The sequence below is a fragment of the Lactobacillus sp. UMNPBX16 genome, from assembly GCF_002553775.1.
GTDB lineage: Bacteria > Bacillota > Bacilli > Lactobacillales > Lactobacillaceae > Lactobacillus > Lactobacillus crispatus.
Genome location: NZ_PCYU01000039.1, coordinates 14,022 through 30,986, shown reverse-complemented (window position 1 = coordinate 30,986; position 16,965 = coordinate 14,022). Strand labels below are relative to the sequence as shown.

The following is a 16,965-nucleotide window of genomic DNA, read 5'->3' as shown; positions in this document are numbered from 1 at the left end:
TTATTCTCCTAATTCCACATAAATTTTGACAGCTGCTTTAATAGTTTGATAAACAGTGGAAACATGCAAAGTATGAGCTAAAAATTCTTCCTTCTCGGCTCTGGTCATTGCCGAGTCAAAGAAGACCTTGATCTTCATCTCAGTTACTACTGATTTACCATGACCGAGATTCTCCGTTTGTGCCTGATTTTCTACCCTAAAATTTTTAACATCAAGTTGATGTGCTTTAGTAATCATCCCTGCCGACATCACAATACATGAATTAACACTACCACATAGATACTCAACTGGGTTGGGACCTGCATCATGTTTAACATCATCACAAACAAAAACATGATCACGTACTTGGTTGGCAATTTGCCATTCTTTATCTTCTAACTTAGATTTAACTACATATTCGCTCATATTTTTCCCTCTAATGATGGTCAATTGCGCCATTCAAACGCTTACGCCAAATGAAATAAACTACTAAAATCAATGGAACTAAGACTAATTCTACTGGATAGAACCATTCTATCGGTAAAGCAGAATCAATTACACCACTGATCATCGGGCCAAAGGCCATAGCAATATCTAATCCTAAATAAAAAGTAGCACTAGCTAAGCCTTGTTCTTCAATCGGTGCTAACAACAGCGCAGTTGATTGCAAAACTGAATAAATGATCCCATAGCCTGACGCCATTAAAGCTGCCGCTAAAGCCATTTGCCAATCATTATTCATTATTGCGAGCAAGATAATATAAGTAGCCGTTGAAACTAGACTTAGCCAAAACCAGACGCCAAAACGTACTGTATCAAAATACCTTTTTAGTCCTACTCTAATAATCAACAAAACAACCGCATAGATCAAGAAATATGATCCAACTGCGACAGTCAGATGTTTTTGTTCTACATAAGTTACAATATCTGCCTGTGTTACAAAATACGGGATAGCAAATAAAGTTGTCAAAATTGCCACCGGTAGGACATTAAATTGAATAATTTTGAAACTCTTTTTCTGCGTTCGGACGCGCTTTTTATGCAAAGCATGATCACCCACAAACTGAATTGCTACAATCATTAGTAAAGCTGAAACAGCTGATGCCACCAAACTTGTTCGATAACCTATTTTTTGATAAATATTAATCGAAACTGCTGGAGCTAACGCCATTGCCAAAGCATTCATTAAACCATAAAAGCCCATTGCTTCACCAACATGTTGGCGCGGCACTAAAAAAGCAAGCCAGGTAGTCATACAAACTGTGCACAGGACATAACCGGTGCCGTTAATTAACCTAAAGAGCAAAAGCCAACCACTTGAGGGAGTCAAAACGTAACCCATTACCCCTACAAAAATTAAAGTGCCGCCAATAAACGATAAGCGGTATTTAGAAAATTTATCGGTTAAATTGCCAGCTACCGGTCGCAAAAACATTGCTGCTGAACTCATAATCCCGACAATGATTCCAGCAAAAGCACTGCTAGCGCCTAATTCTTTGGCATATCCATTAATCAAAGGATTAACAAACATTGTACTAAACATAAAAAAGAAAGATGCTGCCATAACCAGGACAACATCTTTGGTATAAATTGATTTTCTCTTCGCCAAAATGATCCCCCAATTCTGCTCTAATTATACAACTATCACAGAATGATCATTTAGCAATTTTTAAACTAACAGTAAAAACAATGTCTTCACCTTTGTGGTGGGCCGAAATTTTACCATGAAAAGCTTCCACTAATTCCTGTGCCATGGCTAGACCAATGCCAAAGCCACCTTTCTTAGAATTATGTGACTTATCATCACGATAAAAGCGATCAAAGAAATGACTATAGTCTTTGCCTTTACCTTCACGATAAGTATTTTCTACCCGCAAAACTGCATATTTACTTAAGGTACCACCTTTAGTCAATTTTACCTGAATCTTGCCATGAGGATCACAATATTTCTGGGCATTGTCCAATAGGATGTTAACTATCTCAGCTAAAGTATGTTTTTCAGCTAAAACATTCAGCCCTTCACGCACCGATACTTGATAAACTAAGTCATTCTTCTTCATGACTGATTTAAAATCTTTAGTCGTTTCTTCAACAATTTTTGAAAAATCAATTTTACTTAAGGTAAGTTCACCCATCTCGCCGGTACGAGCTAACGAAATCAAACGATTAATTAATTTGGTTAATTTTGCTACTTGCTCTTTATTGCTTTCATTCCATTCAGAATTATTGCCAAGCATCTCTTCCATTTCTGTATTCGCTGAAATAACTGCTAATGGTGTTTTTAATTCATGACCAGCATTAGTAATAAACTCCTGCTGCTTATGATAAGCATCAACAGTAGGCTTGATTGCTTTACCTGAAACTAAAATCAAAACTAAAGCGAAGACAATCAAAGCTCCTAATCCTAAAACTAAAGCTACCCTGAATAATAACCAAAAACGATTAAAAATTAGGGTCTCATTTAAAAAGACAATCATCGTTTCACCAGTAGAATTTTTAGCAACTCTGAAGGCATATTGATTTTGCCCTAGGGCGACTACACCGCTTTTGTCTCCATTTTCTAAAGCTGCTCTGGTAATATTCTGAATCTTAGAATTATTAACCTTGTAAACATTATTATCGTTGATCACATGTACGCGATGACTTTCATCAATCATTACTGCAAAATAGCGATACTGATAAACCGCTTCAGGATTATATTGCCCACCTAAAAAATTGCGATTAATTGGATCGCGTTGGTCACCAAAAGCTGGCTTGGCATTTTTAGGTGATAAATGTCCTTCATTTTTAACTAAAGCTATCAGCACCCGATCGACTTCATTTTGACTTTGAACATGAGTCACCCAAACTAAGCCGCCTAAGGTCAACAATAGGACTACAAATAAGGCAGCAACAGAAGTACCAATAAACTTCCAACGAAATTTTTGAATCATCTGCTCACCTACTTAACTAACTTATACGAGCCAGCCTTATCGCCTTCAATTCGAACTGAACTTTGAATTGACTTCAGTTTTTGTCGCAAGTATGAAATATAAATCCAAACTACATCAGCGTTTGCATCAATATCATTTTTCCAAACATGATTAAGCAATTCTTCCGTTGATAATTCCTTATTTTGATTTAATAAAAAGTAATTCATCAACTGGGTCTCAGTTCCGCTCAAACGAATTGAGTTATGACTAACTAACTGCTATGAAAAATGTATATAAATGTGTACAGTATCTTGTTTAATTTGTACGCATTATGGTCTAACGTATTTGCATTTTTCTTATCGGCGTCCTCATCAGTATTCCGATATCTCATCCAGTGAGGCAATCGCATTGACCGACTCTTCCGACATAAAGGCTGTAAGCCCAGCCTCGTTTTTAATAATTTGTTTTATCTTTAAGCTGCTTTGTTCAGCTCCGGATGCTCAATTAAAGCATACAGGTTTTTGACCGCGTTTTGATCGCGGTCATTTTTATATCCGCATTTGTAGCAGACATATTCATTGTGCTTGGTGCCATGCTTTTGATTGCCTTGCAAGGTGATCTTTTCATCGCCTTTTTTGACGAATCCGCAATTGGCACATCTTTGCGTTGATGGATAAAGCTTGTTGGCAACAATCAATTCCTTGCCATACCATTCACACTTATAAGCCAAAAGCTGTCTGAAAGTTCCAAACATAGACCGATGCACGCCTTTAGAAGCTGCGTGACTCATGAGCATGTCTTTAACCGACAGCTCTTCAATGACGATCTTGTCATAGTCTTTAACCAGTTTAATAGTGAACTTATGCATCAGGTCCTTTTGGATATTGGCACACTTTTCATACTCACGCTGCAGCTTGGCTCTCGCTTTAGCGTATCTGTTTGATTGCGTGCCTTTAATCAGACCATTGACGGTTCTCTTTTTAGCCAGCATTCTTTGATAGAATGCAATCTTCTTATATGATTTAGTCAGGCTTTTGGGCAGAACCAATTGCTTGCCCTCAGTATAATTGAAGTGGCCGACATTGACATCAACTGCTGTATATTTTCCAGACTTTGGCCAAGGCTTGGCATCTTCAACCTTGAAAGGAATGGACAGGTAATATTTATCGTTCTTTCTTGTAATAGAAAGAACGCCAAACTTGTCAGAAAGTATTCTGCCTTTAAATTTGATTGGATGCCATTCGCCTTTGTATTCTCGTGATTTTTCAAGATAGAGCAAGCCGTCTTTTAACTTTGCTTGATCGCTTTTAAAACCCTGTTTAGGAAGCTTCTTGGACTTAAAGCCGGGGTTGCCTTGTCTGGCTTGTGATTTATCAAAAAATGCCTGCCAGGCTTTGCCTAAATCTTGAACCGCCAGTTGAAGCAAATGCGCAGAATACTGATATTGCCAGTCCTGCTTCTGCTCAACCATCATGTTGCGAACCAGACGCCAATTGGGCATTGTCTTAAGATTAATCTTTTCTTCTTTGATGCCATTCTTATTAGGAACAAAGCGATAAGCGTAAAAAGGCAGAATTCTTCTGTCATCATAAAGATCATTCCATAATTCCAATGCTTGATTCCAGCAGCATCTGCGATAATCGCAAAGCTGATCAAGCACAATTTTCATGGTTTTGTCTGGATAAAGACGATAGGTTCTAGTCACTATCCTTGTCATTCTTATTTTCATCTCCTTTCAAATGCTTATCGTTTTCGATTTTCTTTTCATATCTTCTTAAACCATAAAGTCGGCATGAAAATACGTGTATGATTGATGTTAAATCGCTAACCAATTCTTTGTCTGGTGAAGTATCAACATCATTTAAAACAACAATATTAGTACCATGACGCTTGCAAAATCGTTCGAACCAGTCAAACCCGAATCTTACAAATCTGTCTCTATAGGTGATGTAGATATTAGCTATTTTCTTATTTTCAACATCTTCAAGGAGATTATTCCACTTAGATCTTTTATAGTTTAAACCTGAGCCAATGTCGGTTATTTCACGATCAAGAGGTATTTGATTGCCTTGTGCAAAATTTTTAATATACTCAAGCTGTCGAGCTAAGTCATTCTTTTGACCATGTGAAGACACACGAGCATAAGCAACATTGATCCTTTTTATTGGCGGTTCAGTCGGCAATCCTATAACTTTTCGAATTTCAGATTCATAGTAAAAACGCTGATTGGTTGGAGTACGATGAGCTTTAAGCTTTCCAGTTTTATCCCAAACTTGCAGAGTATGAACTTGAACGCCAAGCATTTTAGCAGCTTCGCCAATTTTTAAAATTTTTTCCATAAAATAAACTTACCCTTTCAATAAGTCTATTTTATAATTATAGATTATCATATACAACTATATATGCTTTGATGTACTAGTAATTAACTCTTGCTTAGATACATTTAAAGTTACATCCCCTAATTCCAATTTATTAGGTGTAAAATCATCTTCTCGACGTTCTTTTGAACGCAGCCGTGCTAGCAATTCCTTAAGTGAAAACGGCTTAGTCAAATAATCATCAGCACCACTATCAAGTCCAGTTACTCGGTCATCAACCTCGGCCTTAGCGGTCAACATTAAAATATAAGTCTTGTCGCCACTCTCACGGATCTTTTTCAAAGCAGTAATTCCATCCATGACTGGCATCATGATATCTAACATAATTACGTCATAAGAATTTTCTTTAGCATGTTCCACTGCCTTTAGTCCATTGTCTACTGGATCAACATCATAACCAGCATGTTCCATGGCAACGGTTAAAACACGCAATAGCTGTGGTTCATCTTCTGCTACTAAAATCTTCATTAATTACTAATCCTCTTCCCTAATTAATTGTCGAATCGTCTGCATTGATACATCACAAGAAGCTAATTCATCTGCTACTCTTTTTAATTCTTCGCCAATCATCTCAGGATTATTAATCTTGTGCTTGTACTTCATTTCATGTTCTAGACTTGCCCAAGTATCCATGGCGATAGTTCTTAGCTGCACTTCAACAAAATAATGACCCGGTATATTACCGTCAACATCCCCATCGGGTATAGTCACATCAAGAATCATATGATATGAACGATAACCGTTCGGTTTAGCATTAGTAATATAATCTTTTTCCTGATAGACACTGACATTATCCCATTGTTTAATAAAGTCAATGCAAGTATAAATATCATCAATAAAATTGCAAACTACACGGAGACCAACACTATCACGGTTAACACGCAAAGCTGATTGTGGCGTCAATGGTAAATTTTTTCTTTGGCATTTACCTTCCATACTAGCTTCACTTTTTACCCGACCACGTAAATGTTCATAAAGTCGTTCGCCGTGTTCTTTTTCATAATTTTTATTTAACTGCTCAAACTGCGCCATCATTTGGCCAAGCAATTTATCTAAAGTTGGGGCGTATTTCCCGTAAATATTCAACATTTATCCCTTCTTCCCTCTTTAAGCATAACAAGATTATTTGATTTTTATTTGAATAAAGCTAATTTATTTTGTGATAAGTTGTTAGTAACCAAAATAAGCAACCTATACTCAAATTGAGCAGGATTGCTTATTTATATTGCTATTATTTATTTTTGGTCTAGAGGGAAAAGATTAAAATTTAATTTCTTTGCCGTTAACTACAACTTGATAAGTTAAATCTTTTAAATTAGCCTTTAATTCTGCTTGGCTAGTTTGCTCTTTATTTTTACGAATAATTTGGATTTCATTTTCATTTGGAGTAGAAATTTCAATTGAACCATCAAGATCGAAGGCAGGTTCATTGTTTCTAAAAGTAAATAATTTTAAGAGTGAACTAACTACTGGTCGTTTAACTTCTTCAGCTACTTCTTGGCGACTATAATAATGCCGATTAATGTTGCGTCCTTCCTTAGTTTTTTCTAGTAATTCAAGATCATTCTTGCCAGCCAGCATCCCCACGTAATAAACTTGCGGGATCCCTGGCGCAAAGACTTGCAATAACCGTGCCATGAAGTATTTCTGGTCATCATCGCCTAAAGCAGAGTAAAAAGTAGTATTAATTTGGTAGATATCAAGATTATGGTATTCAGCACTAGAATACTTCTTCTTTACATTAGCGCCAACTTGATAGAGCTCTTGACTGGTATAATTGATTTCTTCAGGAGAGAGAATATCACGGGCATCAACTACACCTATTCCGTCATGTGTATCCAAAGTCGTAAACTGTTTCATTGGACACTTTTTCAGCCAAGCTGCCAAGCGATTGCTTTCACCAGAATACAGTGAATACAAGGTTACCATTGGCAAAGCAAAATCATAGATAAAGTAACCATGTTTAGCAATCTTGAACGGCATTGAATAGTGTTCATGAATTTCTGGTAAAATTGTTGCACCTTCATCGGCAATATCATCTTGTACTTGCTTAAGCAAATCCCAGATTTCTGGTTCTACGAAGAAATCATTACTATCTAGCTTTTTGACAGCATAAGCAAAGGCATCCAATCGAATAATATCGGCTCCGTGATGAATTAGGCTAACTAAGGTCTCTTTAATAAATTTTTGTGTTACTCGCTTACGCACATCAAGATCAATTTGTTCCGGACCAAAAGTATTCCAAAGTTTTTCTTTCGTCCCATCGGCAAAAGTAATTTCTTGATATGGGGCACGATCTTTTCTTTTATAGATTAAGTCCACATCTTCTTTGGTCGGACGACCTTTTGGCCAGAATTTATCCCAGCTTAAGAATAAATCTGCATAAGGACTTTGATCCTTATTTTTTTGAAAATCTTGATAATACTTAGAATGACGAGAAATATGATTAATCATAAAGTCAAACATCAGGTAATATTCTTCACCTAATTTTTCGACATCAGCCCAATCGCCAAACTTAGGATCTACAGTAGTGTAGTCAGTTGGAGCAAAGCCGCGATCACCAGTTGATGGGAAAAACGGCAACAAGTGAATGCCACCAACTGCGCCTTTTAAGTCCTCATGTAAAACTTCATTTAATTCTTTTAGATTCTTACCTAAACTATCAGGGTAAGTAATCAACATTACTTTGTTTTTAATTGCCATTACAAACTTCCTCAGTTAATTGCTTTAAAGTGATACTGATAAGCCATGAAATCGCCGTGTTCAACCGGATCATAAATTCCCAGGTTCATCAATTCGTCACCGCCATATACTTGGTGGGTTACCTGATCTTCATACTGTTTATTTGGATCAAGACCAACTAATTTAGTCTTAGTGAAGTATGGCTGTGCACTGGCCATGACCTTAACTGTAGATAAAATTACTTCGTTTTTATCAGCTGAAACAGTTTCCCATGCACATTGGTTGCCTTCTTGCGCATTTTTCAAGCGATAAAAAGTACCATATTGAGTAACTGCTCTAATTTTCTTATATTCAGCTACTTGCTCAGCAACAGCCTTTTGATCTGATTCGCTTAATTTAGTTAAATCAAGCTCGTAACCTAAATCCCCCCACATTGCGACAATACCACGCGTCTTAAACGGCGTAATCCGGCCATTTTGCTCATTAGGACTAACCGAAACATGTGAAGTCATCATTGATTGTGGATAGACTAAACTAGTGCCATATTGAATGCTTAACCGATCGATTGCATCACTATCATCACTAGCCCAAATTTGCGGATTATAATACGCCATACCAGCATCAAATCTACCACCGCCGCCGGAGCAGCCTTCAATTAAGAGGTCAGGATAACGATCAACAATTTTTTCAAGTAAATCATATAGACCTAATACATAACGGTGATAGACTTCGCCTTGTCGATCTGCTGGCAAATCAGCTTGGTAAATATCAGACAAGTGGCGATTCATATCCCACTTAATGTAGTCAATCTTGCCTGAGTCAAGAATTGCTTTCATTTGGTCAAAAATATTATTACGTACTTCTGCTCGGCCTAAATCAAGCAAGTATTGGTTACGAGCTGGACTTGGTGTTCTTCCAGGAACATGCATCAAATAATCGGGATGCTTTTGATACAAATTAGAATCAATTGAGATCATCTCTGGTTCAAACCACAAACCAAACTTAAGCCCTTGCTGATGAACGTAATTGGCAAAGTGATCTAGGCCATGAGGGAATTTTTTCTCAAAGACCTGCCAATCGCCCAAGGAAGAATTATCATCATCGCGATGGCCAAACCAACCATCATCAAGCACAAACATCTCAATGCCTAATTCCTTAGCCTTATCAACAATTGGCTTTAACTTATCTTCATCAAAATCGAAGTAAGTTGCTTCCCAGTTATTCACCACAATTGGCCGAACCTGATCTTTGTATTTGCTTCGCATAATGCGATCATGAATGATACTATGGAAAGCTTGGCTCATCTTATTCAAACCTTGATCTGAATAAACCATTAATACTTCAGGTGTTTGGAAACTCTCTTGCGCATTTAGCATCCAGCTAAAGTTGTAATCATTAATGCCAACAACAATCCTGGTTTGCGCATACGGATCTTTTTCTACTTCAAACTTGTGATTGCCAGAGTAAACAAAGGCGAAACCATATGCATCCCCAGCAAACTCATTTGTATCTTGATCAACTAAAGCAACAAATGGATTCATTTGGTGACTTGAAGTGCCGCGAATGCTGGAATAAACATGAATTCCTTGATTAACCTTGTTTCGTTCAACCCGTCTTTCATGCGCATGGGCACCTGGCAGTGTAATCATGTCAAAGTCACGATCTACGAAATCCATTTGCATCGAAGCTACTTTTTCAATTTTTACCGTTTCCTTGCCAGCATTTCTAACTTTAGTCGAACGCACAATTACCGAACGATCACGATAAATTGTATAAAGCAAGTCAAATCTCAGCTCACTAAACTTATCTTTTAAAGTAATGATTAAAGTTTCAGCTTCATCCTTATTCTTTACCCATGCATGAGGCAAACCTTTTAGTTCAGGCTTTCCTGGCACAATTTGATAATTTTCATAGGTTAAAAATACTGCATTAGAACCGTCTGGTTGGCGCACAATCATTGCTGGCGTTCTAAAGTCCATTTCGCCTGCACTACTGTATTCTTGTGGCAAAGAATCTTTTGAAAAAGTACGATCTAATGATCCGGGTAAATTACCCGAAAAGCCTCGATCAAGTCGTGGGTACCGCAATTCACCATGATACGCTTTGATACTTTTACCGAAATACAAGTGACTTAGTGTGCCACCATCTTCAATTGAAATCAGATATGAAATTTGGTCATTATGCAAATGAAAAACTTTATTTTTTTCATCAAATGTAATTAAGTTTTTAGTCATTACTTAACCTCAGTTCTCAACTGCTACTTCAGTTTCAGGATCAAAGAAGTGCGCCTTATTCATTTCAAAGCCCATCTTTACCATATTGCCAGGCTTAGCATAGTCTCTTTGGTCTACCTTCGATACCAATTCAGTATTACCAACTTTAGTATAAAGCTGAGTTTCAGCACCTAACAATTCTGAAACTACCACTTTAGCTTCAACAACATTGTCTGGATAGGTTTCTAAAAATACTTGCTCAGTATGAACATCTTCTGGACGTATACCAAAGATCAACTCTTTTCCGTCATATCCTTTTTCTTTTAATGCCTTTAACTTACCTTCTGGAACTGGAATTTCAAAGTCATGATTATCTTTATCAATGATCTTGCCATCCTTTAAAATTACATGGAAGAAGTTCATAGCAGGCGAACCGATAAAACCAGCAACAAAGACATTAGCTGGTTTGTTATATACTTCAAGTGGACTACCAACTTGTTGTTGCTTACCATCCTTAATAATGACAATTCTATCAGCTAAGGTCATAGCTTCAGTTTGATCGTGAGTTACATAAATAGTAGTTGTCTTCAATTGTTGGTGTAGTTTAGCAATCTCGGCACGCATTGTTACACGAAGCTTAGCATCCAAGTTTGACAAAGGTTCGTCCATTAAAAAGATTGGAGCATCCCGCACAATCGCACGTCCCAAAGCAACACGCTGACGTTGACCACCAGAAAGTGCTGATGGCTTACGCTTTAAGTAATCTGTCAAGCCCAAGATCTTTGCAGCACGTTGTACTCGCTTATCAATATCTTCCTTGCTATACTTACGCAACTTCAAACCAAAGGCCATGTTGTCATAAACAGACATGTGAGGATACAAAGCATAGTTCTGGAATACCATTGCAATGTCACGGTTCTTGGGAGCAACGTCGTTCATAACTTTACCACCAATTTTCAAAGTACCCTTTGAAATATCCTCTAGTCCAGCAATCATTCTTAAAGTAGTTGATTTACCACACCCAGATGGCCCAACAAAAACGATAAATTCATCGTCTTTAATATGTAAATTAAAGTCCGTTACTGAATACTTATCATTACCATCATACTTTTTATATACGTGATCTAAATCTACCTTAACCATTGTTAAAACCTCGTCTCTATTCTTAACTACTTCACAGCACCGTTACTCATACCGGCAATAATATTCTTTTGGAAAATTAAGTAAACAATTGTAATTGTGATGATACCTACTACATATGAAGCAAAACTTGGACCGTAATCGTTGAAATACTGACCTGTATAGTTGTATTGGAACAATGGCAATGTCCACATCTTTGAATCTTTGTTCAAGATTAACAGTGGAAGCATAAAGTCATTCCAGAACCACATTGCATTAATGATTAATGTTGTTGCATGCATTGGTTTTAATAATGGGAAGATAATCTTGAAATATGCGGTAATCTTATTAGCACCGTCAATTTCTGCTGCTTCATCCAAACTTTCAGGAACACTCTGTTTGATATAGCTTACATAAAGGAACAATGTTTGTGGAACTGCATAAGTTAAATACAGAATAATCAAGCCCCACATATTAGCTAAGCCAATCTTACTCATCATGACAGTAATTGGAATCATAATTACTTGGAATGGTACGAAGATACCAATGATTAGCAAGATATACATCCAATTAAAGGCTGTATGTTTTGACATATTTCTAGCAATAGAGTAAGCAGCCATTGGGACGAAAATCATTACTAAGACAATTGATAAAACCGTAATGACAATTGAGTTCCAGAAGTAACCCATTACTCCATCCGAAAACAATCTTTGAAAGTTAGCTGTTGTCCATGGATTTGGCCAAGCAAAGAAATGATTCATAATTTGCTTAGTTGTCTTAAATGAACTTAAAAATGTATAGAGCAATGGAATTAAAATCAGAATTCCACCGACAATCAGTAAAGCATAATCCCAAAACTTCTTTGATTTATTTTCTTTTTCCATTTTGATACTCCTCTTTAATCAACGGCATACTTGTTAGAAATCTTAATTTGAATGAATGAAACAATAGCAATTAAGATGAACAAGACAATGGCAATCGCATTGGCGTAACCAAATGAGTTATTGTTAAACGCATAGTTATAAACCAGCAAACCAAGTGAAGTAGTTGAGTTGTTAGGACCACCCGCAGTCATTGCAAAGATTTGATCGAAGGCTGTCAAACCTGACTTTAATGCCAAAATAAAGACCATTGAAATACTTGGTAACATGTATGGCAATTCAATGTTCCAGAAGATTTGACGACTATTAGCACCGTCCATCTCCGCAGCTTCTTTAATTTCATCGGGAATACTTTGTAAACCCGCTAAAAAGATAATGATTGGCATTGCCACACCTTGCCAAAGCAAAACGAAAATAGTTGCAATTACCGCACCAGTATTAGTACCTAATAAACTTGTTTGAAGCCATTCAATATGAAGTGCATTACCAATTGCTGGCAAACCATAATTGAATACTTGCTTAAAAATCAAAGCAACTGTTAAACCTGACAATACAGCTGGGAAGAAGAACCAGGCTCTAAAGAATGTTTGACCCTTAATCTTTGAGTTTAATGCTCTAGCTACTAAAATACCTATTACAATTTCACCAATAATCAATGAAATAGTTAGAATTGCAGTAAAACCAATGGATTTAGCAAAATTTTGATCCATCAACAATAATTTATAGTTATTAATTCCTACAAACTTGTAGTTATAAGTCAAACCAGTCCAATTAGTAAAACTGTAAAAAGCACCTTGAAATAGTGGAAAATAGAAGAAAATTGCTTGTAAAATCAATGGAATGATTAAAAACAACCAACCCCAATGTTTTTCAATAAAACTTTTTGATTTCATTTTTTAATCCTCCTAGTTAGAAGCCTTCATTGGATTGAAGAAGGTGTTCATATCATTTACCATTTGTTGCTTATTACCAGCCATCAGATAACTAGCCGTCAAATTGAAGAAATCATTCTCACTAGTCCAGTCTTGTGCTAACCAAACCATATCGTGTTTAGTGAAAGCCAAAGTAGACAAGCCTCCCAATTGAGAATTAATTCCCTTTTGCTTTACACCTTTAACGGCTACAGGACTTCCATCAACGTTATAGTACTTTTGCATTGCAGCAGGTGTTGTCATATATGCTACAAACTTTTCTGCTGCCTTTTTGTGCTTACTCTTTGATGAAATAGACAAAGCTAAGTCGCCTGAACCAACTGTCATTTCATGACCAGCCTTTGCTGCTGGAAAAGCAAATGTTCTAACCTTAAATTTTGGCTTTTGTTGATTGATCATAGGTAATGCCCATGAACCGTTTGGCATAATCAAGCTTTTACCATTAGCAAATGAAACAACAGCATCGTTGTAACTAGCACCACGCCAATTTTGTTGTGCATTTTCACGAAGTAAGTTCAATCTAGTAAAATCTTTTTGAATATAAGGATTGTTTACTTTAATGCCGTTAGGCGCTGAGAACCTAAGTAATTGGTTAGCTTGCTTAGCACCACCTGTAACAGTAGCTAAAGATAATTGGTGATATCCGTTTAAAGTCCAAGGTTCAGTACCAGCTACAGCAAATGGTGCCTTGCCACTAGCCTTGATTTTTTTAACAATTTGTTCAAATTCGGCCCAAGTCTTAGGAGCTTTAATTCCTAATCTCTTAAATTCAGTTGCATTATAGAAGAAACCGTAAACGTTGGCACTAAGTGGTGCGTTGTAAATCTTACCGTTAATTTTAAAAGAATCAGCATAGTGATTTTTAATGTTTTTAATATATGAAGCATGAGTCATATCTTCAAAATAACCTGCTTTTGCCCATTCCTGAAAATCAATATTTTGTGGGTAAATATTAATTACATCAGGAACATCTCCTGAAAGCATTCTTGTCTTCAAAACTGTACCTGCATTAGGAACGTCAACTTCTTTGACATGAATATCAGGATTTTTCTTTTCAAAGTCTTTGATAATTTCTTTCAAAGTTGCTGACATTTCTTTTTTCTGGTTAAAGTACTCAATTGTCACTTTTTTACCAGAATTGCTGCTTTTATTTTGACCACAAGCTGTCAAACTTAAAGCCATCGTAGCGACTAAGCTAATTAAAGCCATTCTTTTTAGCCACTTTTTCATAAATCTTCACTCCTCTTGATCAAATATCGCTCTCTTTAAGTAAGCGTTATCATATTTACAATTACATCATACACTTCTATTTACAGTTTTCGATGGATTTACACAAATTTACACATTTAAATAAGTAAAAATACTATGATATAAGATTTTAAATGTGTAATATTTACATAAGGAAGTGAAAAAATATGGCAGTTACTATTAAAGATATAGCTAAAGAAGCAAACGTTTCGATAGCAACAGTTTCAAGATATATTAATCAAAATGGATATGTAGGTATTGAATCTGCTCTTAAGGTTAAAGAAGCAATAAAAAAATTAGGCTACAAAACAAAAAATACAGTCAATACTACATCTAAATTAAATTTAATTGAGGTTGATTTTCCAAAAATCAATAATCCTTTTTATTCTGAATTATTTGAATATTTAGCCTTTTATTTGCAAGACAAAGGATATGATTCCATTCTTCATTTGGATCATTATCAATCTCAAGATATCAATTATTATTTAGAACGTTTTAAGCGAAAAGAAATTGCTGGATTGATTACCAGCTCTCCTATTAAGATTCCTAAAAAAGGACTAAAAATAAAGTTTCCTATTGTTAGCTTTGACCGTAAAATTAGTCCTCAAATTCCGACTGTTCAATCTAACAACTACGATGCAGGCATGCAAATTGCACAATCTGTTTTAAAGCAAAAGAAAAATAGAATTATTATTATTGCTGGGGCTAAAGAAGATTATTATCCGATAAGTGATCGAATCAAAGGAATGATTCGTGTATTTAATACTTTTAATGCTAAATTTGATCTTCGTTCTCTCAGTGCAAGTGATTCAATTATTGCTAAAAAAATCGCCATTCTTCAATTTTTAAAGAATAAAAATTATGATGCGATATGTTGTACCGATGATATTACAGCGTTATTAGCCAAAGAATGTGCGGATTACTTAAAAAAAGACACTTTAATCACTGGTTTTGATGGCACTCACTTAATTCAAAATCTTTTTCCAAATTTAATTAGCGCTCGGCAACATACAAAAGAAATTGCTGAATTAATGAGTGATTTACTCTTACGCCAAATTAATGACCCATCCGCTTCATTAGAAAGTGTTTATACGCTACCTGTTAGTTTAATAAATCAAAATTAAAATCAAAAAAACGCTAGAATGTAGCGATCTAATAATCATTACATTCCAGCGTCTTTTTATAACATCTTATGCTTTTTCATTCTTTGTTCGAAAATCCCGTTAATCAACTCTGTCATTTGTTGTTTTTCTTCTGCGGTTGGTTCACCATCTTCAAAAGCCTTGTATAAATCAGGATGTTCTCTAGCGATTAACTTGCAAGTGCCTTCAACAGCATGCTTGCGAAAAATTTTTGGAATCTTGTTTAGATATTCTTCCTTGACTAAAGCAATAATCTTTTCGTTTGTCATCATTTTTACTATACCTTTCAGTTGATTTCTAAATATTTTAAATATTAATATGGATTTACTTGTAAAATCAAATCATAATATCCAAAGAAGGAAACATCCCTACCACTTCATTCAGTAAGGATGTTCTCCATATTTTTATTCAAACTTCCAATCAACGGTACGCTTAAATTTTTCACCAGGTAAAAGCGTGATGCGTCCCAAATCATCACCTTCTGCTGGCGGCACTTGAGCTTCAAACGTAATCCCACAATATGGACCAAAGTCAGCTGTATACTTGCCGGTGTGGTCAAAGCCATTACCAGTGTACAGAATCAGAGATGGCGCATTAGTCGTGACCGTTAACTTGTGCTTGCCTGAAGTCAGAACTGCACCCGGCTGATTACCGTTCAAGATAAATGGGTGGTCCAACCCATCACGATTCTTAATTTGCGGATCATCAGACTCCAAAGCATCCCCTACACGTTTAGCTTTTCTAAAATCGAATGCTGTTCCATCAACTTTTTCCATACCACGATCAGGCAAGCCAGTCTCATCAACTGGAATATAATAATCAGCATTCATTTGCAGTTGCAAGTCATTAATCATTTTCTTTTCACCTAATGTGAAGAAAGTATGGTTAACCGGATTAAAAATAGTCAGCTTATCACTCATGGCACCCAATGAATAATGCAGAATATTGTTATTATCTAACTCATAACGAGCGTGTAATTTTAAATTACCAGGATAATCATTATGCCCATCTGGATCAAAAAGTGTTAAATCAACACGAGCACCTTTTTCATTACAACTAGGTCTAAAATTCCAAATTTCAGTATCAGTCCCAATACCACCATGAATGTGGTTAGGCCCTTCATTGATTGGTAATTGATGTAATTCTAAGCCGTGCCGCCATAAACCTCGTCTCACTCTTCCAGCAATACGTCCAACCGTACCGCCTAGATAATTACGCTCCTTGTCGTAATCTTCTGGCTTATCCAGTGACAAAATCATATTCTCACCATCAAGCAACACCTTTTCCAATGTAGCACCATAGTTCAATACCTTAACTACCATACCGTGATCATTCTCTAGTGTGATTTCACAAAGATCTTTATTATCTTTTCTGCCATATTTTCTAAAACTTGTCTTCATACTCTTGCCCTTCTTTTGTATTCGCTTTCATAAATATTATAAATTATTTAACCATCAGAATATATGAGTTACCGCTAAC

15 protein-coding genes and 2 pseudogenes are annotated in these 16,965 nt (G+C 36.1%); 1 reads left to right on the top strand and 16 read right to left on the bottom strand.

The annotated features are described in order from the left end of the window. The 14 genes and pseudogenes from CP367_RS08925 to CP367_RS08860 all read right to left on the bottom strand — a co-directional run bounded on the left by CP367_RS08925 (position 1) and on the right by CP367_RS08860 (position 14,326). On the bottom strand, positions 1-405 hold the full coding sequence (locus CP367_RS08925) for an OsmC family protein (RefSeq protein WP_089146087.1): 405 nt from the start codon (positions 403-405) through the stop codon (positions 1-3). Positions 406-415: 10 nt separating this feature from the next. Then, the gene (locus CP367_RS08920; protein WP_089146088.1) at positions 416-1,588 is read right to left on the bottom strand and encodes an MFS transporter; all 1,173 of its coding nucleotides are present in this window, start codon (positions 1,586-1,588) and stop codon (positions 416-418) included. A gap of 46 nt (positions 1,589-1,634) precedes the next feature. Then, the gene (locus tag CP367_RS08915) at positions 1,635-2,912 is read right to left on the bottom strand and encodes a cell wall metabolism sensor histidine kinase WalK (RefSeq protein ID WP_089146089.1); all 1,278 of its coding nucleotides are present in this window, start codon (positions 2,910-2,912) and stop codon (positions 1,635-1,637) included. A gap of 8 nt (positions 2,913-2,920) precedes the next feature. Beyond that, positions 2,921-3,169, bottom strand: a pseudogene (locus tag CP367_RS08910) (winged helix-turn-helix domain-containing protein); the annotation flags it as partial. 194 nt (positions 3,170-3,363) lie between these two features. Next, complete coding sequence (locus CP367_RS08905; protein ID WP_233186501.1) at positions 3,364-4,608, bottom strand: transposase; 1,245 nt, start codon at positions 4,606-4,608, stop codon at positions 3,364-3,366. Next, complete coding sequence (locus CP367_RS08900; RefSeq protein WP_061204417.1) at positions 4,589-5,230, bottom strand: IS607 family transposase; 642 nt, start codon at positions 5,228-5,230, stop codon at positions 4,589-4,591. Before CP367_RS08900 ends, CP367_RS08905 begins: the two co-directional genes overlap by 20 nt. 69 nt (positions 5,231-5,299) lie before the next feature. Further along, positions 5,300-5,737 (bottom strand): annotated as a pseudogene (locus CP367_RS08895) (response regulator transcription factor); the annotation flags it as partial. 6 nt (positions 5,738-5,743) lie between these two features. After that, complete coding sequence (locus tag CP367_RS08890; RefSeq protein ID WP_176714030.1) at positions 5,744-6,355, bottom strand: GTP pyrophosphokinase family protein; 612 nt, start codon at positions 6,353-6,355, stop codon at positions 5,744-5,746. A gap of 174 nt (positions 6,356-6,529) precedes the next feature. Then, on the bottom strand, positions 6,530-7,972 hold the full coding sequence (gtfA, locus tag CP367_RS08885) for a sucrose phosphorylase (protein WP_089146091.1): 1,443 nt from the start codon (positions 7,970-7,972) through the stop codon (positions 6,530-6,532). 11 nt (positions 7,973-7,983) lie between these two features. Further along, positions 7,984-10,185, bottom strand: a complete 2,202-nt coding sequence (locus tag CP367_RS08880; RefSeq protein ID WP_089146092.1) for an alpha-galactosidase — start codon at positions 10,183-10,185, stop codon at positions 7,984-7,986. Positions 10,186-10,194: 9 nt separating this feature from the next. After that, on the bottom strand, positions 10,195-11,307 hold the full coding sequence (locus CP367_RS08875) for an ABC transporter ATP-binding protein (RefSeq protein WP_005719533.1): 1,113 nt from the start codon (positions 11,305-11,307) through the stop codon (positions 10,195-10,197). A gap of 26 nt (positions 11,308-11,333) precedes the next feature. Beyond that, a complete protein-coding gene (locus CP367_RS08870; RefSeq protein ID WP_023488656.1) occupies positions 11,334-12,167 on the bottom strand; it encodes a carbohydrate ABC transporter permease in 834 nt (277 codons plus the stop codon). Positions 12,168-12,181: 14 nt separating this feature from the next. Beyond that, entirely contained in the window at positions 12,182-13,057 is an 876-nt protein-coding gene (locus tag CP367_RS08865; protein ID WP_023488657.1) for a carbohydrate ABC transporter permease, read from the bottom strand. A 12-nt stretch (positions 13,058-13,069) separates the two neighbouring features. After that, complete coding sequence (locus tag CP367_RS08860; RefSeq protein WP_089146093.1) at positions 13,070-14,326, bottom strand: extracellular solute-binding protein; 1,257 nt, start codon at positions 14,324-14,326, stop codon at positions 13,070-13,072. Between the two features lie 185 nt (positions 14,327-14,511). On the opposite strand from CP367_RS08860, the gene CP367_RS08855 reads away from it, so the two are divergent. After that, positions 14,512-15,468, top strand: a complete 957-nt coding sequence (locus CP367_RS08855) for a LacI family DNA-binding transcriptional regulator (protein WP_013086589.1) — start codon at positions 14,512-14,514, stop codon at positions 15,466-15,468. A gap of 56 nt (positions 15,469-15,524) precedes the next feature. Here CP367_RS08855 and CP367_RS08850 read toward each other — a convergent pair whose 3' ends face one another. Both CP367_RS08850 and CP367_RS08845 read right to left on the bottom strand, forming a co-directional pair. Continuing rightward, on the bottom strand, positions 15,525-15,758 hold the full coding sequence (locus CP367_RS08850; RefSeq protein WP_005719540.1) for a hypothetical protein: 234 nt from the start codon (positions 15,756-15,758) through the stop codon (positions 15,525-15,527). 132 nt (positions 15,759-15,890) lie between these two features. Then, the gene (locus tag CP367_RS08845; protein WP_089146094.1) at positions 15,891-16,886 is read right to left on the bottom strand and encodes an aldose epimerase family protein; all 996 of its coding nucleotides are present in this window, start codon (positions 16,884-16,886) and stop codon (positions 15,891-15,893) included. Positions 16,887-16,965 lie beyond the last annotated feature (79 nt).